The organism is Streptomyces inhibens, assembly GCF_022221585.1.
GTDB classification, from domain to species: Bacteria; Actinomycetota; Actinomycetes; order Streptomycetales; family Streptomycetaceae; genus Streptomyces; species Streptomyces inhibens.
On sequence record NZ_CP084681.1, the window covers coordinates 2,285,601 to 2,307,582 of the forward strand.

Sequence of the window (21,982 nt, forward strand, 5' to 3'; positions counted from 1 at the left end):
ACGGGACAGGCCCGACGGTAGGGTTTCGGCCATGATCCTCACCGACGGGCTGCGGTCGATCGGCGCGGGCGTACGGCTGTGGTTCTCGCCCGCGCGGGTCCGCGAGGAGGGCACGACGCCCGACTACCGCTTCTCGCTCGCCAATGAGCGCACCTTTCTCGCCTGGCTGCGCACCGGACTGGCGCTGGTCGGCGGCGGATTCGCGGTGGACCAGTTCCTGCCCCGGCTGCACGAGGGGCTGCGGGTGACGTTCACCCTCGTCCTGCTGGCGGGCGGGGCGCTGTGTGCGCTGCGGGCGGTCAACCACTGGGTGCGCTGCGAGCGCGCGATGCGGCGCGGCGAGGATCTTCCGGTCTCCCGCTTCCCCACGGCGCTGGCACTGGCCGTCGCGGTGCTGGCGGTGGCGGTGGTCGTGCTGGTGCTGCTGGGCCGGACCGACTAGCCGATGGCGGGCGGACAGCTGCCGGACGCGCCGGGACCTCGACCGGCCCTCGACCGGGACCCCGGGCTGCAGCCGGAGCGGACCAGGCTGGCCTGGCGGCGTACGACGCTGTCCGCCACGGCGATGGCGGCGCTGGCCGGCCGGCAGCTGCTGGAGAGCGATGCGCCCGGGGCGGTGGAGGCGGTTCTGGCGGTGCTGATGGGGCTGCTGTGGCTCGCCTTTGTGACCCTCGCACACCGCCGGATGCGCGCGATGACCGCCGGCCGCCCGCCGGGGCTGCCCCCGCGGACCGCGCTGCTCCTGGTCGCCTGCACCCTGGCGCCGGCGCTGTGCGGCGTGGTGATCCTGGTGCGGCCGGGTCACTGAGGACGGAGCCGGGGCCACGGGGGTACCGTGACGCGACCTCGCGGTGCCGGAGCACAGCCAACCCTCGGCACGGCAGCGGGGGGTGACGGATCATCGGACGAGGGGACACACCCGCATGGGCGACGACGCGGCGGCACGGGCCACGGCAGCAGGGACGACGTCGGCAGGGACCGCCGCCTCCGGGCCGCCCGTCCCCGAGCCCTATCTCACCGAACTCGCCGCCGGGGTCCATGCGTTCATCCAGCCGGACGGCGGCTGGTGTCTGAACAACGCGGGGTTCGTCACCGACGGCGATGCCACCCTCGTCGTGGACACCGCCGCCACCGAGCGCCGGGCCCGTCTGCTGCGCCGCCGGATCGCCGAGAGCGGCGCGCCGGCGCCCCGCACGGTGGTCAACACCCACCACCACGGCGACCACACCTACGGCAACGGCGTCTTCGCACCCGAGGCGACGATCATCGGCCATACCGCCTGCCGCCGCGAGCTGCTGGCCGCCGGGCATCAACTGCATGCGATGTGGCCACAGGTGGAGTACGGCGACATCCGCCTCACCCCGCCGGACCTCACCTACACCGACGAGCTGACCCTGCACATCGGCGATATCGAGGTCCGGCTGATCCACCCGGGCGTGGCGCACACCACCGGCGACACCATCGTCTGGCTGCCCCGGCAGCGCATCGTCTTCACCGGGGACCTGGTCTTCCACGGCGGCACACCGTTCGTCTTCATGGGGTCGCTGTCCGGATCGCTGCGCGCCGTCGAGGTGCTGCGCTCGCTGGACGCGGTCACCGTCGTCCCCGGGCACGGTCCGGTGACCGGCCCCGAGGTGTACGACGGCATCGAGCGCTATCTGTGCCATGTCGGCCGGCTGGCGCGGGAGGGCCGGGCGGCCGGCCGTACACCGCTGGAGGTGGCCCAGGAGGCGGGTCCGGGCCCGTTCGCCGAGCTGGCCGAGAGCGAGCGGCTGGTGGCGAATCTGCATCGGGCGTACGCGGAGCTGGACGGTGCCGCGCCGGGCGCACCGCTCGACCCGGTGGCCGGATTCGGCGATATGACGGTGCTGAACGGCGGGATCCCGATGGCCTGTCACGCCTGAGCCATGGCCCGGGGCGCGGCCGGCGGCCGGTCCGCGGTGCGGCGGAAAAGCGTCGCGTGACCGACGCCCCACGCACCGGCACTGGACTCCATACCGACTAGTCGGCATGATCGGTGCAGCGACCGATGGACCGTCCACTCCGTACGGAGGAGCACGATGAGCAAGGGCACCCCTCCCCCTCAGGCACCGGACCGGGAGGACCCTCCCGGCCTCGACCTGGAGAGATTGCGCGAGCATCTGGACCGGGAGCGGCCGGGGCTGGCCGGCGGCCCGCTGCGGGCGCAGCTGATCGAGGGCGGGCGGTCCAACCTCACCTACCGCGTCACCGACGGCGCCGCCTCCTGGGTCGTACGCCGGCCGCCGCTCGGCCATGTGCTGGCCACCGCGCACGACATGCGGCGCGAGCACCGCGTCATCAGCGCACTGCACGAGACGCCGGTGCCGGTGCCCGAGGCGCTGCTGCTGTGCGAGGACGAGTCGGTGATCGGCGCGCCCTTCTATGTGATGGAGCTGGTGGAGGGCGTGCCGTACCGGACGGCCGGCCAGCTCGCCCCGCTCGGTCCCGAGCGCACCCGCGCCGTGGTCCTGTCCCTGGTCGACACGCTCGTGGAGCTGCACGCCGTGGACCCGGAGGCGGTCGGGCTCGGCGACTTCGGCCGCCCGGACGGCTTCCTGGAGCGCCAACTACGGCGCTGGGGCAAGCAGTTGAGCGCCTCGAAGAACCGTGAGCTGCCGGGGATCGACGAGCTGCACGAGGCGCTGGGCCGGGCGCTGCCCGCTTCGCCCGCGCCGACCGTCGTGCACGGCGACTTCCGCCTCGACAACGTCCTGGTCGGCGCGGACGACACCATCAACGCCGTACTGGACTGGGAGATGTCCACCCTCGGCGATCCACTGACCGATCTCGGTCTGCTGGTGATGTACAGCTCCGACCTGGGACTGCCCGAGTCGCCGGTCAGCACCACCAGCGGTGCCGCCGGTCACCCCTCGCCGGCCGAGCTGATCGAGCGCTATGCCGCGCGCTCGGGCCGGGACACCTCCGCCATCGCCTGGTACACGGCGTTCGCCTGGTTCAAGCTCGCCGTGATCCTGGAGGGCATCCACTACCGCTTCACGCTCGGCCAGACCGTCGGCGCCGGGTTCGACCGGATCGGCGAGCTCGTCCCCGTCTTCATCGACCACGGACTCACCACCCTCAAGGAAGGCTGAGGCACCCATGGACTTCGCATTCGACGCCCGTACCGAGGAGCTGCGCGAGAAGCTCCTGACGTTCATGGACGAGCATGTGTATCCGGCCGAGCAGACCGCCCATGAGCAGCGGGCCGCGCTCGCCTCGCCGTGGGACACCCCGGCGATCGTCGAGGAGCTGAAGGCCGAGGCCCGCAAGCAGGGGCTGTGGAACCTCTTCCTGCCCGACGCGGAGCACGGCGCCGGGCTGACGAACCTCCAGTACGCGCCGCTGGCCGAAATCACCGGCCGCAGCCCGCAGTTGGCGCCCACCGCGCTGAACTGCGCGGCACCGGACACCGGCAACATGGAGGTGCTGGCGCAGTTCGGCAACGAGGCGCAGAAGAAGCAGTGGCTGGAGCCGCTGCTGGCGGGCGAGATCCGGTCGGCGTTCGCGATGACCGAGCCTGAGGTGGCCTCGTCGGACGCCACCAACATCGAGACGCATATCGCCCGCGATGGTGACGACTACGTCATCAATGGACGTAAGTGGTACATCTCCGGGGCGATGAACCCGCTGTGCCAGATCTTCATCGTGATGGGCAAGACCGACCCCGACGGCCCGGACCTGCGCCGCCAGCAGTCGATGATCCTGGTGCCGCGCGACACCCCCGGCGTCGAGATCAAGCGCGCCATGCAGGTCTACGGCTACGAGGACCACTACCACGGCGGCCACGCCGAGGTGCTCTTCCACGATGTGCGGGTGCCGGCGGGCCATCTGATCGGCGAGGAGGGCGGCGGCTTCGGCATCGCCCAGGCCCGGCTCGGCCCCGGCCGGATCCACCACTGCATGCGGCTGATCGGGATGGCCGAGCGCGCCATCGAGCTGATGTGCCGCCGCGCGGTGACCCGTACGGCGTTCGGCAAGCCGCTGGCCCAGCAGGGCGTGGTCCAGGAGTGGATCGCGGACGCCCGGGTGGCGGTGGAACAGCTGCGGCTGCTGGTGCTCAAGACCGCCTGGCTGATGGACACCGTCGGCAACAAGGGCGCGCACACCGAGATCCAGGCCATCAAGATCGCCACCCCGCGCACGGTCGTGGACATCCTCGACAAGGCGGTGCAGCTGCACGGCGCGGGCGGCGTCAGCCAGGACTTCCCGCTGGCGGAGCTGTGGGCCGGGGCGCGCACCCTTCAGCTGGCGGACGGCCCGGACGAGGTGCACCAACGGTCCCTGGCACGCCGGGAGTTGAAGCGCTACCTCTAGGACGTGCCCGACGGCCGGAGCCGGACCCGGCCGGCCGCCGTCGACGGAACCCGGGCGCCGGCACCCGGATCAAGGGTGCGGCGCCCGGGACCGTACGGGCGAGGCGGTGACGCCGGCCTGCCGAGCGCAGGAGGGCGTCGCCCGGTGGGCGTGAGCGCAATCTCACGCCGGGTGAACGGGGGCGCTGACCGGCGCCAGGTGATGCACCCGGGCCGGCGGCAGGTTGCCCAGCACCAGTTCCGTACGGAAGGTGTGCCGGTCCAATATCCGGCGCAGGGTGTTCTGCCCGTCGAGGACATGTTCACGAGCCGCTCGCCCGGTGAACGTGCGGCGCATCCTCGCCCCTCCCACATAGCCGAAGAAGGACAGGGTGCCGCCGGGCTTCAGGGCCCCGAGCAGCCGGTCGAAGATGTCCGCGGTCGTCGGGGCGTCGAAGTTCGCGAACGGCAGACCGCAGACGATCGTGTCGTAGGTGCCGAGGTCATGTTCCTGCACCAGGCCGGTGCGGAACTGGAGCCGCGGGTCGCTGCCGTAGGCCCCGTGCAGCAGGTCGACGAAGCGCGGATTGGCCTCGACCAGGTCGAGGGTGTCCAGCCGGCCGAGCGAGCCGGCGATATGGCGGGTCACCGCCCCGGTACCCGGCCCCACCTCGAGGACCGCGCGGGCGCTGCCGGGGCTGGGGATCACATAGCGGGTGAGGGCCCTGCCGAGCCGGGAGCCACTGGGAGCGATCGCCCCCACCTCCCGGCGCGTCCGTGCGTACTCCCGGAGAAACAGCGTTACTTCAGGCAAAGGGCACCCACATCGGTAGCTATCGGTACTATCCGCACCTTAAGTTACGGGTCCCGGATGAGGACAGCCCCTGACCGTGACCGTCCCTTGAGTCTCATCGCCCCGGGGCGCATGCCCACTGGCCTTGCTCGCAATCCAACAAATTCCCGAGGGTGCGGTCAAGGCCCGGTGGGCCCGGGTGCCGAGCGGCGCCGGGGTGCGGCCCGGCGCCGCACCCCGACGTAGTGGCTCACGGCCGCAAAGCGCGCAGCAGCAGATCGGCGAGGTGGTCCGCGACCTGCTGCGGGCTGAGCGGGCCGTTCTCGCGGTACCAGGTGCCCAGGTGGTGCACCGAGCCGAAGTGGTAGTCCACGACAAGGTCGGCGGGGATGTCGGCGGCGAACACGCCGGTGCGCTGGCCCTCCTCGATCAGGGCCCGGAAGCGCTCGTGGTAGCGCCGCCGTTCGGCGCGTACCTGCTTGTCCTTCTCCGGGCCGAGGTGGTGCATCGAGCGGAAGAAGATCTTGGTGTCGTCGAGGTTCTCGATGGTGGTGACCACGACATCGGCGGCGGCGTCCCGCAGCCGCTGCTCCACCGGTGCGTCGGCGTCCGCGAAGTGGTCCAGCCGCTCCTGCTGGAGGCGCAGCACCCGGCCGTAGACCTCGTGCAGCAGATCGTCCTTGGAGCCGAAGTAGTGGTAGAGGGCGCCCTTGGTGACGCCCGCCGCATCGACGATCTCCTGGACGGAGGTGCGGTCATAGCCCTGCTCCGCGAAGAGCCGGGTGGCGGTGGCCAGCAGTCGCTGGGCCACCGGCTTCGCGCCGCTGTTGCCGTTGCCGTCCTTCGTGCCGGCCATCGCCCTCACCTGTCCTTCGTGCGTACGTCATGCGCGGTGGCGCAGCTCCCGTCGGAGGATCTTGCCACTCGTGGTCTTGGGAAGCTCGGCCAGGATCTCCACCTCACGCGGATATTTGTACGCGGCCAGCCGTTCCTTGCAGTAGGCGGACAGCTCGGCGGGGTCGGGAGCCGTCCCCGGACGCAGACTGACATAGGCCTTCACCGACTCGCCGCGGTAGGCATCGGGCACGCCGACGACCGCCGCCTCGCGCACCGCGGGGTGGCTGTAGAGCACATCCTCCACCTCGCGCGGCCACACCTTGAAGCCGGAGGCGTTGATCATGTCCTTCTTGCGGTCGACGACATAGAGCCAGCCGTCGGTGTCCATGAAGCCGATGTCGCCGGTGCGCAGTTCGCCGTCCGGGATGCCCTCGGCGGTGGCGTCGGGGCGGCGCCAGTAGCCGGGGACGACCTGCGGGCCGCGGACCGCGATCTCGCCCTGTTCGCCGAACGGCAGGTTCTGGCCGTTCTCATCGATGATCCGTACGACGGTGTCGGGGCCGGGCACGCCGACCGCGAGCGTCCCGGAGACCTTGTCGACCGGTGCTCGCCTGCCGGGCGGGACGCTGGCGCAGGGCGCGGTGCACTCGGTCAGGCCGTAGCCGTTGTGGATGTACGGGCCGAACTCTTCGCGGAACGTCGCGACGAGCGCGGGCGGCAGCGGCGCACCGCCGGAGGACATGGTCACGAAGGACGCGAAGTGATCGCGGGTGACGCCGGGGTGGGCCATCAGCGCCATGAAGGCGGTGGAGGGGCCGACGGTGTAGGCGGGGCGGTGCTCCAGGAAGGCGTCCAGGACGACGCCCGCCTCGAAGCGGTAGGCCAGCGCGAGGGTGCCGGCGTTGGTGATACAGGCGGCCAGTTCGCAGACCATGCCGGTGATGTGGAAGAGCGGGGCGAGCGCGAAGTAGGTGGCGCCCTCGGGCAGGCCCAGGCCGGTGCGCTGGCGTTCGGCGTTGTAGGTGATGTTGCCGTGGGTGTTGGTGGCGCCCTTGGGGGTGCCGCTGGTGCCGGAGGTGTAGCTGATCAGCGCGAGGTCGTCGGCGGTGAGCTCCGGATCGGCCGGCAGCATGGGGGTACCTCCCACGCCCTTCAGGCAGTGGGGGAGAATGCTGCCGGTGGTGCGGGCGACGGTCAGCAGATCGTCGGCGCCCTCCAGCGGTCCCAGGCGCTCGCCGCGCAGCACCCGCCGGTCGTCGCGGGTCTGCAGATCCCGTTCGTACGCGGTGAGCGCGATCCGTACGGACGGTGCCTCGGCGGCGGTGGCACGCAGAAAATCGTCCCAGGTGCGGTCGGCGCAGATGACGGCGGTGACCTCGGCGTCGTCCAGGATGTGCCGCATTTCGCCGGACTTGTACATGGGGTTGACGGGCACCACCACGCCGCCCGCCTTCCAGACGCCGAGCAGCGCGAGCACGAAGTGCGGGGTGTTCTGCAGCATGACCGCGGCCCGGTCGCCGCGCCGGAATCCGCGCTGGGCGAGGTGGGCGGCGATGCCGTCGGAGAGCGCGTCGGTCTCGGCGTAGGACAGCCGGCCGTCGAAGTAGGCGAGCGCCGTGCGGTCGGGGACGCGGCCCACCGCCGCCCGGAAGGCGTGCAGTGTCGAGGGGGGCGGCTGGACGGGGGCGCGCTGGGCGTCGGTGAGCTGTGCCAGCCACGGCTTGTCCTGGTAGGAGGTCATCGGGTGCGGCCCTTTCTTGCTGATCGCCTGATCATCCCTGCGGGGAACGCCTGGGGCGACACGGGGTGGCGCGCCGGGCCCGGCCGGCCCGCCACCCCGTCCTGTCAGGCGCGGCCCTCGGCCTGTTCCAGCTTCTGCTGGAGGTGGTTCATCGCGCCGAGCCAGCGGTCGGGGTCGGCGGCCCGTGCGGTGTAGTAGTCGGCGACCTCCGGGTGCGGCAGGACCAGGAAGCGGCCCTCCGCCATCGCCTTGAACAGCGCGTCGGCGACGTCCTCGGGCTCCACGGCCGTGGGCGTGAGGACCAGGTCCCCGGCGGCCCCGGTGGCGGCCAGCATGTCGGTGCGTACGCCCTGGGGGCAGATGGCGTGGACGTCGATGCCGCGGTGGCGGTAGGTCAGCGAGAGCCACTCGGCGAAGGCGTACGCGCCGTGCTTGGTGACGCTGTACGGTGCCGCGGCAACCATGGTCAGCAGGCCGGCGGCGGACACCGTGGAGATGAAGCGTCCGCTGCCGCGCGCCAGCCACTCCGGCACCAGCTCGCGCGCCGCCCGTACATGGGCCATGACATTGACGTCCCAGGCCAGCGTCCAGTCCTCCTCGGACGCCTCGGGCCCGCCGCCGGTGCCGACCCCGGCATTGGCGCAGAAGATGTCGATCCCGCCGCCGAGCGCCTCGCGGGCGGCGGGGACGACGGCGGAGGCATCGCCGGGGACCGCGACCGCCCCGATCTCGTCGGCGGTCCGCTGCGCCTTGGCCTCGTCCAGGTCGTTGACCGCGACCCGGGCGCCTTCGGCGGCGAACCGGCGGGCCAGTGCGGCGCCGATCCCCCCGCCGGCCCCGGTCACGACAACGGCCTTGTCCCGTACGGCTTCCACGCTGTGTCTCCCTCGGTCGCGTCGGATCGACTCACAGGCAGACTAACCAGTCGGTATGTCCTGGCGGAAGAGTCCGTTTCCTGTCACGGCCGGGCGCGTTCCGCCCGGGCCCGGAGCGCGTTAGCGTGCACACGACACGTACCCGGTGGGTTTCTGATCACGGAGGTGTACGGATGGCTCTGTCGAGACGCGTACTGCTCGGGCATCTGGCGGCGAGCGGAGCGGCCGGCGCGGCGCTCACCGCGGCCGCCGGGCCGGCCCGTGCGGCGTCCCCGGCCCACAGCGGCGGACGGCGGGTGCACACCGGCTTCGACCGGCTGGCCGCCGACGGCTACCGCCTCCTGGAAGGCCGGCGGGTCGGCGTCGTGACCAACCCGACCGGCGTCACCCAGGCCGTCGAGCACATCGTGGACGTGATGCACGCCGACGACCGGGTGCACCTGACCGCCGTCTTCGGCCCCGAGCACGGCTTCCGGGGCACCGCCCAGGCCGGCGGCTCCGAGGGCCGCTACGACGATCCGGCCACCGGGCTGCCGGTCTACGACACGTACAACAAGAGCGGCAGGGAACTCGCCGGCATCTTCACCGCCTCCGGTGTGGACACCATCGTCTTCGACATCCAGGACGTCGGCGCCCGCTTCTACACCTACATCTGGACGCTGTACGACTGCATGGTGGCGGCCGTCCTCGCCGGCAAACGCTTCGTGGTCCTGGACCGGCCCAACCCGGTCACCGGCCGCTCGGCCACCGGCCCCGTACTGGACAAGGCGTACGCCTCGTTCGTGGGCCGGGAGCCGATCGCGCAGGCGCACGGGATGACGGTGGCGGAGCTGGCGCTGCTGTTCAACGGCGAGTTCGTCCCGAAGGCCGCCGGGCGCCCGGTGGAGCTGGAGACGGTCCGGATGACCGGCTGGCGACGCGCCGACTTCCACGACACGACCGGCCTGCCCTGGGTGCCGCCCAGCCCCAACATGCCCACCCCGGACACCGCGCTGGTCTACGCGGGCACCTGCCTGTTCGAGGGCACCAACCTCTCCGAGGGACGCGGCACCACCCGCCCCTTCGAGCTGCTGGGCGCCGACGGCATCGACCGGCGGTGGGCCGCGGCCGCCACCGAACTGGGCCTGCCCGGCGTGCACTTCAGGGAGGCCTACTTCGCGCCCACCTTCTCCAAGTTCCAGGGCAAGACGGTCGGCGGCGTGCAGCTGCACCTCCACGACCGCGCCGCCTTCGACCCGGTGCGCACCGGTATCGGCCTCCTGGTGACCGCGAAGCGGATCTGGCCCGGCTTCGCCTGGCGCCCGGACAACGGCATCGACCGGCTGACCGGCTCGTCGACCGTACGCATGATGATCGACGCGGGCGCCGGAACGGACGAGATCGTCGCCGCCTGGCAGGAGAACCTCACCCGCTTCCGTGCGGTGCGGCGGCGGTATCTGCGGTACACGTAGGGGCATTGGGGCGGGAATGCTCGCACCGAGCACCCGGCGCCACCCGCAGGCCACCAGCCGCCCCACTCGTTGAGTGCTGGCTCATTCGCAGTCCACGCCTCACCCGTCGGGATCCACCAGGCCCACCGCCGCGACGCAGAAGTCGGGCACCCAAGCTCCCGCCGAGGACACCGCCCTGGAGCAGGCGAAGCGCACCGGTCGGGAGGCCGAAGCCACCTCCCTCCGCGGCGAGTCGGCCGATGTTGTGGCCCCTCCGGAGGGCAAGCTCCAGGCCCGGCAGTACCTCCGATCCATGATTGCTGTGTCGGTCACCTGAGTTGCAGGTTCAGTGGACTTCAGACAGTGATCTGAGGTTGTCGTTCCATGTGAGCGGCGTAGAGAGACACTCTCTCGGCGCGAACCCATGCGGTTCGCGGTTGCCGCGCCGGCCCATGCCACAGCCCATTGCCATGCAGGACACGGCGGATGGGCCACGGCAGGGAACATTTGACACTCCTATAGCGTCGTCTTCAGACGGGCATCCGGTCGGCCAGGTGAAGAGCGAGCGGCCCCGCGGGGAGCAGGAAGCGCCCCGCCGACGCTGCTTGGAGTGCATCCGCCATGGGCCACCAGGAGAGCTTGTAGTCGGCCTCGGTGGGGGTGAGTTCCTGCGGCCCGAGCGTGAGATCCCACGCCTGAAACAGGTGGATGCGGGCGGTGGAGGCCAGGGTGATCGCGTAGGAGCCGAGGGACTCCCACTGCTGGGCGATCACCCCGGATTCCTCACGCAGCTCGCGGCGCGCACATTCCAGTGGACTTTCCCCCTTCTCCAGTCGACCGCCTGGCAGGAAGAGGTATTCGCCTCCGTGGCGGGGGAATTCGGCACTCAGCAGGGCGACAAGGCCCTGCTCGTCGCACGCCACGATCACGGCGGCATCGCGCATTGCTTCGCTCATGCCGCGTGAGCGTAGTGGTCATCCGTGCACCCATGCGGCGTATGGCACGTTGAAGACGCTGGGGTGGGCGATTCCGCGCCCGTGGAAGCCGTCGTCCCCGTACGCGTCGCCATGGTCAGCGCAGATGATCACCAGCCATCGTCCCTTCGCGGCAAGCCCGTCGAGTAGGCGTCCTAGCTGCGCGTCCGCGTAGGAGAGGGCCGCGGCCTGCGACGCAGTGGTGTCTTCGCTGGAGTCGATGTAGTGGCCGTGGGGCACATGGGTGGCCGACACGTTGACGAACAAGTACAGCGGCCTCCTTTCACCAACGGGATCAGCGAGTTCGAGAGCCTGGTCGACCTGGTGGCGCGTGGAGTCGGGTTCAGGAGAGCAGAACTCCGGGCGCCAGTGGTCTTCGTCGAACAGGTCGGGTAGCACCGATCCGAGTGGCGTCTCCCTGGAGAAGTAGGTGACACCGCCGACGCACACGGTGCGGTAGCCGTGCCGTCCCAGGCCGTCGAGGAGATTGGCCGCGTCGAACTGGAATGTCTCGGGCGGCACCTTCTTGAAGGCCGGCGGACGGCACTCCCACAGCCGGGATGGTTGTGCGGGCTGCGGCAGCTTGGGCAGGAAGCCGGAGAAGAATGCGATGTGGGCCGGCAGGGTGAACGTTCCGGGAGTCTGCCGCCGCTCCCAGCGGCCACCAGGCAGCAAGCCGGCTAGGTGGGGTGTCATCCCGGCTTCGAGGGCGGTTTGTGCCACGTCGTAACGGAGGGAGTCGAGCGTGACGAACAGGATGCCGTCGCCGGCTTCGATGATCCGGGATGCGTTGATCACGGTTGGTCCCCCGGAGTGAGCGGATGGCGCCACAGCTCGATGGAGCCCCTGGCCTGGTCGTTGACGGGAATCGGTACATGGTCCTCGGCGATCAACTTCCTGATCTCGGCAAGCCCGTTCGTGTCGTCCAGGACGACGCCTTGCCGCGTGTGCAGCCGCAGGCAGACGTCGATGGCCCCTTCGGCATCGGAAGCTGTCAGCCACCCTCCTGGGGCATCTGGCAGTTCCGCGAGCCCTGTGAGGAACTGCTCCTCGCTCTGGCCACCCATGTAGTGCACGGCGCAGCTGTAGTGCTGAGCGTTGGTGGCGCCTCGGCACAGCCGATGTGCGAAGTCGGCGATGGCGGGATGCCCGTTGTGGGCGACGACCAACTGCCGGGCCTTCTGTGTTACGACCAGGCAGGCACCGATCCACCAGGCGACGCCTTGATGGATCTGGCCGGGATACCGGCCGACGGCGCCGCCGTTGCGGATGACAGCGGCGGTGTCGATGGGATTAAGCACTCGGGGTCTCCAGCTGGGTGAGGATCCAGACTGCGAGGTCGTCGGGTGTCCTGCCGTCGGTGTCGAGCCACACCGCCGAAGGGTCGGATGCGGCGACCTGTTCAAAGTTGTGCAGCAGCCATGTGAGTCGGTCGGGCACTTTGAGCAGGTCGGTGTCGTCGCTCTTGATGTCCTGCTTGGTGGCCAGCCTCTCGCGGAGCTGTTCCTCCGAGCAGCGCAGGTAGAAGGTGCGGGTGGGCGCTTCCAGGTAGTCGCGAAACGGCTCCAGGAGTCGAGTGACGGTGTCGATGTCTACGCCGTGTACGGCGGCGTGGCAGGCGATCACGGAGGACACGTAGCGGTCGGCGATGACGGGGCCGATCATGCGGGTCTGGCGTATCGAGTCCGAGGCATGCAGCACGCCAGACAGGTAGTAGCCGAACTGTGGGAGCGCCCGGAGGCGACTGTTGATCATCGTCGACCATTCGCTGTGCGGGGCAGGCAGGGTATGTAGCCCCGTCGCGTTGAGACGTCCGGCCAGTAGCCGGGCGAGTGTCGACTTGCCGATGCCGGACACGCCCTCCAGAACGAGGAACGGGCCTTTCGCGCCCTCGTAATAGGCGGGCTGGTAGGGGGCTGGAAGCCGTGTCTTCACAGCGTCCCCTCCGTGAAGGCGGCGAGGTGGCTGGCCACGTTGTCGGCCAAGTCCTGTGGGTTGGGAAGGAGGGGGTTGATGTCCAACCGCAGGTCCTCACGCAGCAGGCAGGGCTGCACGCCGCCGTTCTGGTCCAGGCGCAGGGCCCAGAAGCCCTCGACGCACTCCGTGCGCTTCGGGCAGGTGCCGCACTGGCCGACGTGGTGGCGGCCCAAGTTGCGGTGAATCACATGGATCTCGACGCCGTCGACACGAAAGGCCCGACGGCCCTGGCCTACGCCGGTGACTTCAGTGTGTTCGTCGTTGGTGAGAGTGCGCAGGCGCGCGACGATGGCGTCGGCGGAGACCGCGGAGGAAGCGCGTGCTTCGTTGAAGTCGGTGCCGACCAGTTCGATGAACTGGACGGGCAGGCGTCGCTCCAGAGCGAAGTCCAAGACAGCTTCGACCTCGTGGGCGTTCTCCTTCTGGAGAAGGCAGTTCAGTTCGACACGCTCGAAGATTTCGCGGGCGGCCTCGATGCCGTCGAGGACCGTGTCGATGCCGACGCGTGTGTTGGCGATGGCGCGCAGCGTCTCGTCGGAAAAGTAGTGCAGCGACACCTTCACCTTGTCCAGTCGGGTGTTGGCCAGCCAGGACCGGTGAGTACGGACGCGCGTGCCGTTGGTGATGAGCGTGTAGGAAGCATCCGGCCCCTGCTCAGGCAGCCCTTCCAGAACAGGGCGCGCTAACGGGGAGGTCAAGGGCTCGCCTCCGGTGAAGTACACCCGCTTGAGACTGCGCTCCATCAGCGTGCGGATGACCGTGAGGTAGTCGGTGGCCTCGAACTTCCGATCGCGCGGCTTCCGGCTGCGGTCCATGCGGGTCAGTGGCGGGGGCACATCGCCCTCGTTGTGGCAGAACCAACAGGCGATGTTGCAGCGCGGAGTGAAGGAGACACGCAGCTGCCCGCGCAAAGCAGCGAAATTGTGCAGCGCCGTGTAATCGACGGCGTCGGCGGATACCGGGGTGAGAGGAAGGTGCATGCTGACCTCCAAAAGGGGGGAAGGCTAGGGATCGCAGAGCACTCGCAATGCAATGAGGAATTGGCCAGTTGGCCGGTTTGAAGGCGGAGCACCAGGCTGATCGGATCTCGCAGAATCACGGCGGTGATCGAGCCGTCTTCAGTCATGTCGTACCGCTCCACGTACTCGGAGCAATCAGTTCACCGGGGCAGCCGTCTGTCAGGCCACGGCTTCTTCGATTCGCTGGTCGAGGACATCCGAGAGGCTGTCGGCATCAAGCGTGAGGCGCACGATGCGGTTGACTGAGATCTCGTCGGGCACTTCGGTCACATCGACGCCGACCACCGCTTGCAGCAGATCGGCGGTGGCGTAGATCCGATCGATCCGCGAGTCCGGAAGTCTCGCTGAGGTTGACCGTCCGGGATACCGCCGACGTGTTCCGGGGAGGAGCGGTCGCCCAGTGCCGCGCGACGTCCTCCAGCCAGCGGTGCGCAGCGCCTCATCGAGTCGGGTGTCCATCACCCGCCTGCCGCCAGGTCCGAAGTACGACCGGTGGAGGCGGTGCAGGCGGTCACTGATGCTGTTGAGTTAAGGCAGGGGGACATCGACATCACCTTCTACTCCAGGAACCGGATAGGAGTTGGGGTGATAGGAGGCCGCCGCGATCGGCATGGACCGGGTGCCCGCGGGCGTGAAGCGCAGGGTCATGGCCGTCGGCGGCAGCACCCGCATGGGGCCGGTCTGCGGCCACTCCCGCAGCGGCTGAAACTTCCGGGGGGGCGAACAGCGCAGTGCACGCCCGCGGGCCCAGCCAGCCGCGCAGGCCGAGCACGTCCTCCAGTTCGTACATGAACTCGTTGTCGTTGTGCTCCGCTCCCCACATTTCCCGGCGGAATACGAGGTGCGGGCCGAGGGATACCAGCATCTCGTGGGCATGGAGCCTCTTCGCCGCATCGTCGGCACCGTTGCGCTCAAAGTTCCACGACAGCACGGTGACCTTGCCATTCTTGCTGCTGCGTCCAACGTTCATGGTGGTCGTCTCCCGGTCAGGCGGCCGTCTGGGTGGCCGGTGCGAGCGCGCGACGCAGGGCGGTGAGCCTGAAGGTGGCCACCACGGGGCAGTGATCGGATGCCTCACGGATGTCGTCGCTGACGATGACCTCCAGGCTCGTCAGCGCCTCGGCGACCTGCGGAGTGGCGTAGATCCGGTCGATCCGCTGCATCGGCCCCTGGTCCTTGCGCCACAGCGACGCGGTAGGAGCGAGCGCACCAGCCTGGCTAAGCCGCGTCGCGGCGTACTGCCCCAGCTCAACGAACACCGGTGGCCGGCCATGATGCGCCCCGGCGAGCACGTGGTCCGGTCGTGTGTCAGAGACCCGCTCTCCGCACCACTCCACCGTGCGGTGCTCGAAGTGGCTGCGGTCTTCGACCTCGGACCAGTCCGGCAGGGAGACCGCCTCGGACTGGGTGTGGGCGTAAGAGTTGCAGTCCCCGCCGATGATGGCTGCCATCCCAGGTTTGCCCAGCGTGGTCAACCGCCGTGCTTCGTTGAGGCGCCGGTCCGGATCGAAGGAGCACAGATGGAACGATGCGAGGCTCAGCTTGGTCGGGACGCCCTTGAGCCGGACGACCGGGTTGCAGATGGGGTGCCACATGCCAGTGGCGTGCTCGAAGAATTCGGTCGGCTCCAGCAGGTCACGGTTGATGTAAACGCCCGTGGGATTCGCGGACTCGGGAGTCGCATCGGCCAGGAACGGGACGAGCCCGCCGAGACGAGCGGCCTCGGCCCACACGATGCGTCGGCCGTACAGGTCGGCACGGGTCAGCTCCTGGCGCAGAAGGATGTGCGGCTGGAGGCTCGCCAGTACGTCCATCGCCAGATGCCAACGGTGGTCGGAGCCGTCACGCTCTACTCCGTTGTGCTCGATGTTCCACGAGACCACACGAATGACGTCGTCATCGAGATGACTCAACTGGTGCCCCTTAGTTGGTGGTTGATGGACCGGCTGTCATACGTGGGAATCTCGCAGCTGGACACGGGAGCCCTGGGCACGGTCGTGGTCATCGCGCTCTCCTGGCTACGGCAGGCGAGGTCAGGGTGCACCAGGTAGTCGTCTCGTCCTCGCTGACACCCCAGCGGTGAGCGGTGGCGGCGACGAGGAGCATCCCGCGACCGCTCTCCTCGTCCGCGTCCGCGTTGCGCACTTCAGGCCGACCCGGTGAGCCGTCGTCGACCTCCACCACAACCAAATCGGTGCCCCGGTCGGTGCCGAGGATCAGACGGAACCGGATCTCCGATCCTTTGCCGTGCTTCAAGGCGTTGGTGACGAGCTCGCTGATCAGTAGCACTGCACTTTCGACCAGTGACGAGAGACCCCAGTAGTTGAGCTTCGCGGCGCCGATTCGACGAAGCTGCCCGACCCAGACGCCGGCGAAGGCCACTTCGTCCCCTTCTTCCGCCCTAGGCACGTGTTCGATGGTCAACATCAGGTCATCGAGCACAGTGGGCAGAGTCTCGGCCGCGCTCCAGACGCTCCGCTCCGCAAGGACCTCTGCGCCCGTTGCAATGCCAGCCATGCCTCACTCCTCCGCAGCTCAGAGGGGCAACGCGACCTCGCCCTGTCTGTTGGCAGCCCGTACTCGTCGCGTCCTGCCCGTGTTCACGCTGGTGGGTACACAGAGCGAACCGCGATCGAGGCACTGTGGGAACCGGGTCAAGGGCTCCCGAATGGTCAAAGTGGTCAAAGATCACAGCTAGTTGCCCGACCCAGGACGGGCTAACGTCCGACATTCACCTGATGCACGTCGGTACGGGACTACGTTGGCCTTTACCGGGCGAGAGTTGGACCGAGTACCGCCCCAGCTTGGGCAAAGTGGTCAAAGATCATTTGATGCACAGGGGTTCTGTCATGACACGCGAACGAAACGAACGGCTCGCCGCATTACTGGAAAAAGCTTGCTGGTCACGGGCTCAGGCTGCGAGCGCGTTCAATCGGGTGGCCCGCGAGAACAAGCTGTTGGACTATGCGCACATCGGCCGATCCCACATCAGCATGTGGGTAGGCGGGACGGAACCGTCAGGTGCAGCACCCGTTATCTTGTGCCAGGCACTGAGCCGTCGCCTCAAACGTGAAGTCACACCAGAGGAAGCCGGTTTCGCAGAACCCCATGTCCCAGCGCGGGGGACGCTGGATTGGAGTGTCGACCCTCTGATCGCCTTGACCGACCTGGGGAGAACGGACTTGGACACGGACCGGCGACGGCTCATGGCTGGCGCAGTGTATTCGGTCACCGCACTGGCACTGCCCGGGGATAGATGGTGGCAGGCGATGGCCCAATCGCCGGCGCCGCCCCGCCGGCATCACGTTGGGCGAGCGGATGTGACCACTGTCGAGGAACTGACCGTGGCCTTTTCCCGGATGGATCAGCAGCGCGGTGGCGGCCACGGCCGTAAGGCCCTCGTCCAGTACCTGCACTCGGATGTCGCCGACTTCCTTCGAGGCGGGTTTCCCAACGAGCAAGTCAGGTGTGACATGTTCTCCGCCGCCGGGGAACTGGCCTACCTATCTGCCTGGATGGCATTCGATAATTCTGAACACGCGCTTGCCCAGCGGTACTTCATGTTGGCCATGAAGCTAGCCACACGGGGAAACAATCCTCCCTTGATCGGTCACATTCTCCGCGCCATGGCGCATCAAGCTCTTGACCTCGGGTTCTTCAAGCAGGCCCTGGACCTGTCCACCGCCTCGATGGAGGGCCGGCGATACGCATCCGCCACTCCGAGAGAGCGCGCCCTGCTCGGGGTCGTGCACGCCCGCGGTCTCGCGGCCAACAACCAAAAGCGAGCAGCCGCGCAGGCACTGCTGAGAGCCGAGGAAGATCTTGCGTCGGCCAGGGAAGGCATTTACGAACCACATCGAACGTTCTTCTTCTCTGAAGCGGCCCTGGCACACGAAACAGCATGCACTCTGCGTGACTGCGGCGACCGCCAGGAAGCCATCCGGCAGTTCCATCGCAGCGTACGCACCCGAGGAGCCGCCTTCCGTCGCACTCACGCTGTAACACTCGGGTACCTGGGGGCCACACAGATCGCCGGCGGCAACGTCGAAGAAGCTTGCGCCACCTGGAGCGGCGTGCTGGACGCCATGGAAGAGGGCATCTACTCCGGACGTGCCAGACAAGCTGTTCACGACATGCGCAAACGCGTCTCGCCATACCGAAACCGCGGCATCCCCGCCGTCGCAGAACTGGATGCGCGGGCCGCCGCATACTTGGCCCGAGTAGATTGAGCCCGTCGTGCCCAAAGACCAAGGGGATCCCATGGAGTCGCTGGAGATCACACCCATCGGCACTGTCGTCGGCGGACGCACCGAGCCAACCGATGATCACTGGGGCGGCACAGCGATTATCCGTCTCAACTCGGACTTCCCCGTAGAGGTTGTCCAGGGTTTGGAGGAGTTCTCCCACCTTCTGGTCGTGTGGCACTTCCATCTGGCCTCACCGAACGACGTGGCTTTGCATGCACGAAGCCCCCGCAACAACCCGCAATGGCCCGAAACCGGCACATTCGCCCATCGCAACCACCGGCGCCCCAACCAGCTCGCGGAGTCCTTTCCACGATTGCTCAAGGTCGACGGCCTAGATCTTCATGTCACGGACATGGACGCGGTCGATGGGAGCCCGGTCTTCGACTTGGCCCCGTACTTCAAAGAAATGGGACCTCGCGGCGAGGTATGTGAACCGACTTGGCCCGGCGAGATGTTGGCCGACTACTGGGATGACTCCCAGAGCTGACGATCACCTACACACCACGGTGCTGATCCCCATCTCCGGACGGGGGCCGAAGGAACGGCGGCATCTGGGTGGCTGATCGGCCACTCCACCACTTCCTCAACGCTGCGTAGCGTCCCCATCGCCCTATCGGGGTCCTGGTGCGACGTCCACCCGGAGTCGAAGCCGTCGAACACCTCAACGAGGCTGACGCCGCCTCGCCGGTCGCACTGGCACGGCGTCTCAATGACCGGGACGACATATCCCACCTATTGACTGGCCCCTACACCGACCAGGAAAGTGCGCTCGTGAGCAGTGACGCGACATCAGCACAGACACCGGCAACGACATCGGCGGATGCGCCGGCGACGACGGACGGGGAAGCCGCCGGCGGTGAGAGCCTGCGCCGGGTGGCGGTGGCCTCGTTCATCGGGACGGCCATCGAGTTCTACGACTTCTACATCTACGGGACGGCCGCCGCGCTCGTCCTCAACCAGGCGTTCTTCCCGACGCTCGACCCGGTCAACGCCACCCTCGCGTCCTTCTCCACGTACGCGGTGGCGTTCGCCGCGCGGCCGCTCGGCTCGGTGATTTTCGGCCATTTCGGCGACCGGGTGGGCCGTAAGTCCGTCCTGGTCGCCTCGCTGCTGCTGATGGGCCTGTCGACGGCGTTCGTCGGCCTGCTCCCCGGCTACGGCACCTGGGGCGTCTGGGCGCCGCTGCTCCTGATCGCGCTGCGTTTTCTGCAGGGCATCGGCCTGGGCGGGGAGTGGGGCGGGGCGGCGCTGCTCGCGGTCGAGCATGCGCCGCGCGAGCGCCGTGGGCTGTATGCCGCGTTCCCGCAACTCGGGCCGTCCGTCGGGTTCTTCGCGGCGACCGGGGTGTTCTGGCTGCTGTCGTCCGGGCTCGATGACGCGGCGTTCCGCTCGTGGGGCTGGCGGGTGCCGTTCCTGCTGTCGTTCCTGCTGGTCGGCGTCGGGCTGTTCGTACGGCTGAAGATCAGTGAGACGCCGGTCTTCACCAAGGTGCTGGACGCCCAGGAGGCGAGCAAGGTCCCCACCGCCGATGTGCTGCGCCGGCATCCGCGCGAACTGCTGCTGGGCGCGGGCGGCATGATCATCGCGTATGGCCTCTTCTACACCGCGACGACCTACTGCCTCGCCTACGCCACCGGCACCCTCGGCATCTCCCGCAACACCATGCTGGGGCTCTCCCTCGTCGCCTGCCTCTTCCTGGCGGCCGGTACCTGGCTCGCCGCCACCCGCTCCGACGGCGCCGGCCGCCGCAAGCTGATCCTCGCCGGAAGTGTGCTCGCGCTGGTGTGGGGGCTGGTGCTCTTCCCGTTGCTGGACACCCGACAGCCGGTGCTGATCGCCCTCGGGATCGGTGGCGCGCTGTTCTGCATGGGGGTGGTGTACGGCCCGATGGGCGCCTATCTGCCGGAGCTGTTCAGCGCGACGGTGCGGTACTCGGGCGCCTCGCTGGCCTACAACCTGGGCGGTGTCCTGGGCGGCGCGGTGGCTCCGCTGATCGCCACCCGCCTCCAGTCGGCGTACGGCTCGGCATCGGTGGGCTGGTACGTCAGCGCGATGGCGGTCGTCTCGCTGCTGTGCGTCCTGGCACTGCCGGAGACCCGGGAGCGGGAACTGCTCTAGTGACCTGAGTCAGAGGTTTGTCGTTGGCTGGACGTGAGTCGTCCTGGACCGAAGATCCCAGCTTTGTCGGTGACTGGTGCCCAGCGGGCTGTGCTTGAGGGCTGGGTGCGTCGCCGGTCGACGGCGCAGGCTCTTGCTCTGCGGTCCCGGATCGTCCTGGAGTGCCCTCAAGGTCATTCGATCGCGGAGGTGTCGCGCCGTCTGGGGATCGCTCCGGATACCGTCCGCACCTGGCGGCGGCGGTTCCTTGACCGCGGCCTGGAGGGCATGCACGACGAACCGCGTCCAGGTGTTCCGAGGAAGATCACCGACGCGGATGTCGAGCGGGTGATCGTCAAGACTCTGGAGGAGACTCCCAAGAACGCCACCCACTGGTCAACGCGGTCGATGGCCGCGGCCACCGGGATGTCCCGGTCGGCCATCTCGCGGATCTGGCGGGCGTTCGCCCTGGCCCCGCACCGCTCACAGACGTTCAAGCAGTCGGCGGATCCGCTGTTCATCGACAAGGTCCGGGACGTCGTCGGCCTCTCTCTCGATCCGCCGGAGAAGGCCCTGGTCCTCTGCGTGGATGAGAAGTCGCAGATCCAGGCCCTGGACCGGTCCCAGCCGGTCCTGCCGATGATGCCCGGTGTCCCCGAACGCCGCAGCCACGACTACATCCGGGCCGGCACCACGACCCTGTTCGCCGCTCTTGAGGTCGCCACCGGCAAGGTCATCGGATCGCTCCGTCGCCGCCATCGAGCAGCCGAGTTCAAGAAGTTCCTGACCAAGGTGGACAGGGAGGTCCCGGCTGACCTCCAGGTGCACCTGATCCTCGACAACTACGCGACACAGTAGACACCGGATGTGAAGAAGTGGCTGCTGGCGCACCCGCGGTTCCACCTGCACTTCACGCCCACGAGTGCGTCGTGGCTGAACCTGGTGGAGCGGTGGTTCGCCGAGCTCACCCAGAAGAGACTCAAGCGAGGCGTCCACCACTCCGTCCAGGCCCTCGAACGCGACGTCCGGACGTGGCTCGCCGACTGGAACAACCAACCCCGGCCCTTCGTCTGGCCCAAGACCGCCGACGAGTTCCTCGACAAGATCGCCGCCTACTGCCACCGAATCTCTGACTCAGGTCGCTAGCGGCCTTGTGTCCGGGGGCTCTTGGAGCGGCGGACCCGGGTCTCCAGCAGAACGCCCATCAGCTCGGTCTCGCCGGACCCGGTGAGCAGCCGCTTGGGCACGATCAGCAGGCCGGCCTTCCAGCCGAGGCGGCCGGTCACGACGTAGACCCGCTCCGTCTCGTAGGAGCGGTACATGGTGCGCCACGGCACCCGCATGAGCTCCTCGGAGCCGCGGGAGACGACGAAGCCGGCGTCGTCGACGACGGCCTGCTTCTCCCCCGTGGCCTGGTCGGCGCGGAACATGCGGCCGGCGAGCAGCGGGGGCAGGAACAGGCCGAGCACACCGTAGACCAGAGCGAGCGTCAGCAGGCCGGAGTTGACCGGGCCGCCGTGAGCGGAGGGCCTCAGGCTCAGCGTCGCCATCAGGACCGCAGCCACGACGATGAGCCACCGCAGGCGCCGGAACCATCCGGTCGCTGCGACGGCCTCGTCGAACTCCTCCCGCGTCAGGATTCCGCTGAAGGTGATGGTTGCCTGTCGTATGTCGTCCAC

At 68.7% G+C, this 21,982-nt stretch carries 24 protein-coding genes and 1 pseudogene; 11 read left to right on the forward strand and 14 right to left on the reverse strand.

Annotated features, from left to right (window positions below; genetic code table 11):
- Positions 1-31 precede the first annotated feature (31 nt).
- The 5 genes from KI385_RS10645 to KI385_RS10665 all read left to right on the forward strand — a co-directional run bounded on the left by KI385_RS10645 (position 32) and on the right by KI385_RS10665 (position 4,335).
- The gene (locus KI385_RS10645; protein ID WP_238571942.1) at positions 32-442 is read left to right on the forward strand and encodes a YidH family protein; all 411 of its coding nucleotides are present in this window, start codon (positions 32-34) and stop codon (positions 440-442) included.
- Between the two features lie 3 nt (positions 443-445).
- The gene (locus tag KI385_RS10650) at positions 446-808 is read left to right on the forward strand and encodes a DUF202 domain-containing protein (RefSeq protein WP_238571943.1); all 363 of its coding nucleotides are present in this window, start codon (positions 446-448) and stop codon (positions 806-808) included.
- A gap of 115 nt (positions 809-923) precedes the next feature.
- A complete protein-coding gene (locus tag KI385_RS10655; RefSeq protein ID WP_238571944.1) occupies positions 924-1,904 on the forward strand; it encodes an MBL fold metallo-hydrolase in 981 nt (326 codons plus the stop codon).
- A gap of 156 nt (positions 1,905-2,060) precedes the next feature.
- Entirely contained in the window at positions 2,061-3,113 is a 1,053-nt protein-coding gene (locus KI385_RS10660) for a phosphotransferase family protein (protein ID WP_238571945.1), read from the forward strand.
- Between the two features lie 7 nt (positions 3,114-3,120).
- Positions 3,121-4,335 (forward strand): acyl-CoA dehydrogenase family protein, encoded by a 1,215-nt coding sequence (locus KI385_RS10665; RefSeq protein WP_238571946.1) that lies wholly within the window; start codon positions 3,121-3,123, stop codon positions 4,333-4,335.
- A 162-nt stretch (positions 4,336-4,497) separates the two neighbouring features.
- On the opposite strand, the gene KI385_RS10670 is transcribed toward KI385_RS10665, so the two are convergent.
- The 4 genes from KI385_RS10670 to KI385_RS10685 all read right to left on the reverse strand — a co-directional run bounded on the left by KI385_RS10670 (position 4,498) and on the right by KI385_RS10685 (position 8,559).
- Positions 4,498-5,076 (reverse strand): class I SAM-dependent methyltransferase, encoded by a 579-nt coding sequence (locus KI385_RS10670; RefSeq protein ID WP_238571947.1) that lies wholly within the window; start codon positions 5,074-5,076, stop codon positions 4,498-4,500.
- 280 nt (positions 5,077-5,356) lie between these two features.
- Positions 5,357-5,962 carry a TetR/AcrR family transcriptional regulator gene (locus KI385_RS10675; RefSeq protein WP_238571948.1) on the reverse strand — a complete coding sequence of 202 codons (606 nt, stop codon included), beginning with the start codon at positions 5,960-5,962 and terminating at the stop codon, positions 5,357-5,359.
- Positions 5,963-5,989: 27 nt separating this feature from the next.
- Positions 5,990-7,684: an AMP-binding protein gene (locus tag KI385_RS10680; protein ID WP_238571949.1), complete on the reverse strand. Its 1,695-nt coding sequence runs from the start codon at positions 7,682-7,684 to the stop codon at positions 5,990-5,992.
- Between the two features lie 104 nt (positions 7,685-7,788).
- On the reverse strand, positions 7,789-8,559 hold the full coding sequence (locus KI385_RS10685; RefSeq protein ID WP_238571950.1) for an SDR family oxidoreductase: 771 nt from the start codon (positions 8,557-8,559) through the stop codon (positions 7,789-7,791).
- Between the two features lie 173 nt (positions 8,560-8,732).
- On the opposite strand from KI385_RS10685, the gene KI385_RS10690 reads away from it, so the two are divergent.
- Positions 8,733-10,010, forward strand: coding sequence for an exo-beta-N-acetylmuramidase NamZ family protein (locus KI385_RS10690; protein WP_238571951.1), 1,278 nt, complete (start codon positions 8,733-8,735; stop codon positions 10,008-10,010).
- A 73-nt stretch (positions 10,011-10,083) separates the two neighbouring features.
- Entirely contained in the window at positions 10,084-10,326 is a 243-nt protein-coding gene (locus KI385_RS10695) for a hypothetical protein (RefSeq protein WP_238571952.1), read from the forward strand.
- Between the two features lie 193 nt (positions 10,327-10,519).
- On the opposite strand, the gene KI385_RS10700 is transcribed toward KI385_RS10695, so the two are convergent.
- From KI385_RS10700 to KI385_RS10735, 9 genes are all read right to left on the reverse strand, one after another.
- Positions 10,520-10,945 (reverse strand): NUDIX hydrolase, encoded by a 426-nt coding sequence (locus tag KI385_RS10700; protein ID WP_238571953.1) that lies wholly within the window; start codon positions 10,943-10,945, stop codon positions 10,520-10,522.
- Between the two features lie 18 nt (positions 10,946-10,963).
- A complete protein-coding gene (locus tag KI385_RS10705) occupies positions 10,964-11,761 on the reverse strand; it encodes an STM4013/SEN3800 family hydrolase (protein WP_238571954.1) in 798 nt (265 codons plus the stop codon).
- Positions 11,758-12,264 (reverse strand): hypothetical protein, encoded by a 507-nt coding sequence (locus tag KI385_RS10710; protein WP_238571955.1) that lies wholly within the window; start codon positions 12,262-12,264, stop codon positions 11,758-11,760. The genes KI385_RS10705 and KI385_RS10710 overlap by 4 nt, the downstream gene beginning before the upstream one ends.
- Positions 12,257-12,898 carry a dTMP kinase gene (locus tag KI385_RS10715; protein ID WP_238571956.1) on the reverse strand — a complete coding sequence of 214 codons (642 nt, stop codon included), beginning with the start codon at positions 12,896-12,898 and terminating at the stop codon, positions 12,257-12,259. Before KI385_RS10715 ends, KI385_RS10710 begins: the two co-directional genes overlap by 8 nt.
- A complete protein-coding gene (locus KI385_RS10720; protein WP_238571957.1) occupies positions 12,895-13,920 on the reverse strand; it encodes a radical SAM protein in 1,026 nt (341 codons plus the stop codon). The genes KI385_RS10715 and KI385_RS10720 overlap by 4 nt, the downstream gene beginning before the upstream one ends.
- Positions 13,921-14,118: 198 nt before the next feature.
- The gene (locus tag KI385_RS43890; RefSeq protein WP_281066836.1) at positions 14,119-14,244 is read right to left on the reverse strand and encodes a hypothetical protein; all 126 of its coding nucleotides are present in this window, start codon (positions 14,242-14,244) and stop codon (positions 14,119-14,121) included.
- Between the two features lie 265 nt (positions 14,245-14,509).
- The gene (locus KI385_RS10725) at positions 14,510-14,929 is read right to left on the reverse strand and encodes a hypothetical protein (protein WP_238571958.1); all 420 of its coding nucleotides are present in this window, start codon (positions 14,927-14,929) and stop codon (positions 14,510-14,512) included.
- A gap of 16 nt (positions 14,930-14,945) precedes the next feature.
- Entirely contained in the window at positions 14,946-15,872 is a 927-nt protein-coding gene (locus KI385_RS10730; protein ID WP_238571959.1) for an endonuclease/exonuclease/phosphatase family protein, read from the reverse strand.
- Positions 15,873-15,960: 88 nt separating this feature from the next.
- Positions 15,961-16,476 carry an ATP-binding protein gene (locus KI385_RS10735; RefSeq protein ID WP_238571960.1) on the reverse strand — a complete coding sequence of 172 codons (516 nt, stop codon included), beginning with the start codon at positions 16,474-16,476 and terminating at the stop codon, positions 15,961-15,963.
- 332 nt (positions 16,477-16,808) lie between these two features.
- Between KI385_RS10735 and KI385_RS10740 the strand changes: the two genes are divergently transcribed.
- From KI385_RS10740 to KI385_RS10755, 4 genes and pseudogenes are all read left to right on the forward strand, one after another.
- On the forward strand, positions 16,809-18,188 hold the full coding sequence (locus tag KI385_RS10740) for an NsdA family TPR-like regulatory protein (protein WP_238571961.1): 1,380 nt from the start codon (positions 16,809-16,811) through the stop codon (positions 18,186-18,188).
- Positions 18,189-18,219: 31 nt separating this feature from the next.
- The gene (locus KI385_RS10745) at positions 18,220-18,693 is read left to right on the forward strand and encodes an SAM-dependent methyltransferase (RefSeq protein WP_238571962.1); all 474 of its coding nucleotides are present in this window, start codon (positions 18,220-18,222) and stop codon (positions 18,691-18,693) included.
- Positions 18,694-18,977: 284 nt separating this feature from the next.
- Entirely contained in the window at positions 18,978-20,324 is a 1,347-nt protein-coding gene (locus KI385_RS10750; RefSeq protein ID WP_238571963.1) for an MFS transporter, read from the forward strand.
- A gap of 33 nt (positions 20,325-20,357) precedes the next feature.
- Positions 20,358-21,449, forward strand: a pseudogene (locus KI385_RS10755) (IS630 family transposase).
- Here the strand turns inward: KI385_RS10755 and KI385_RS10760 are convergent.
- A complete protein-coding gene (locus KI385_RS10760; RefSeq protein WP_238571964.1) occupies positions 21,446-21,982 on the reverse strand; it encodes a YcxB family protein in 537 nt (178 codons plus the stop codon). The pseudogene KI385_RS10755 and the gene KI385_RS10760 overlap by 4 nt on opposite strands.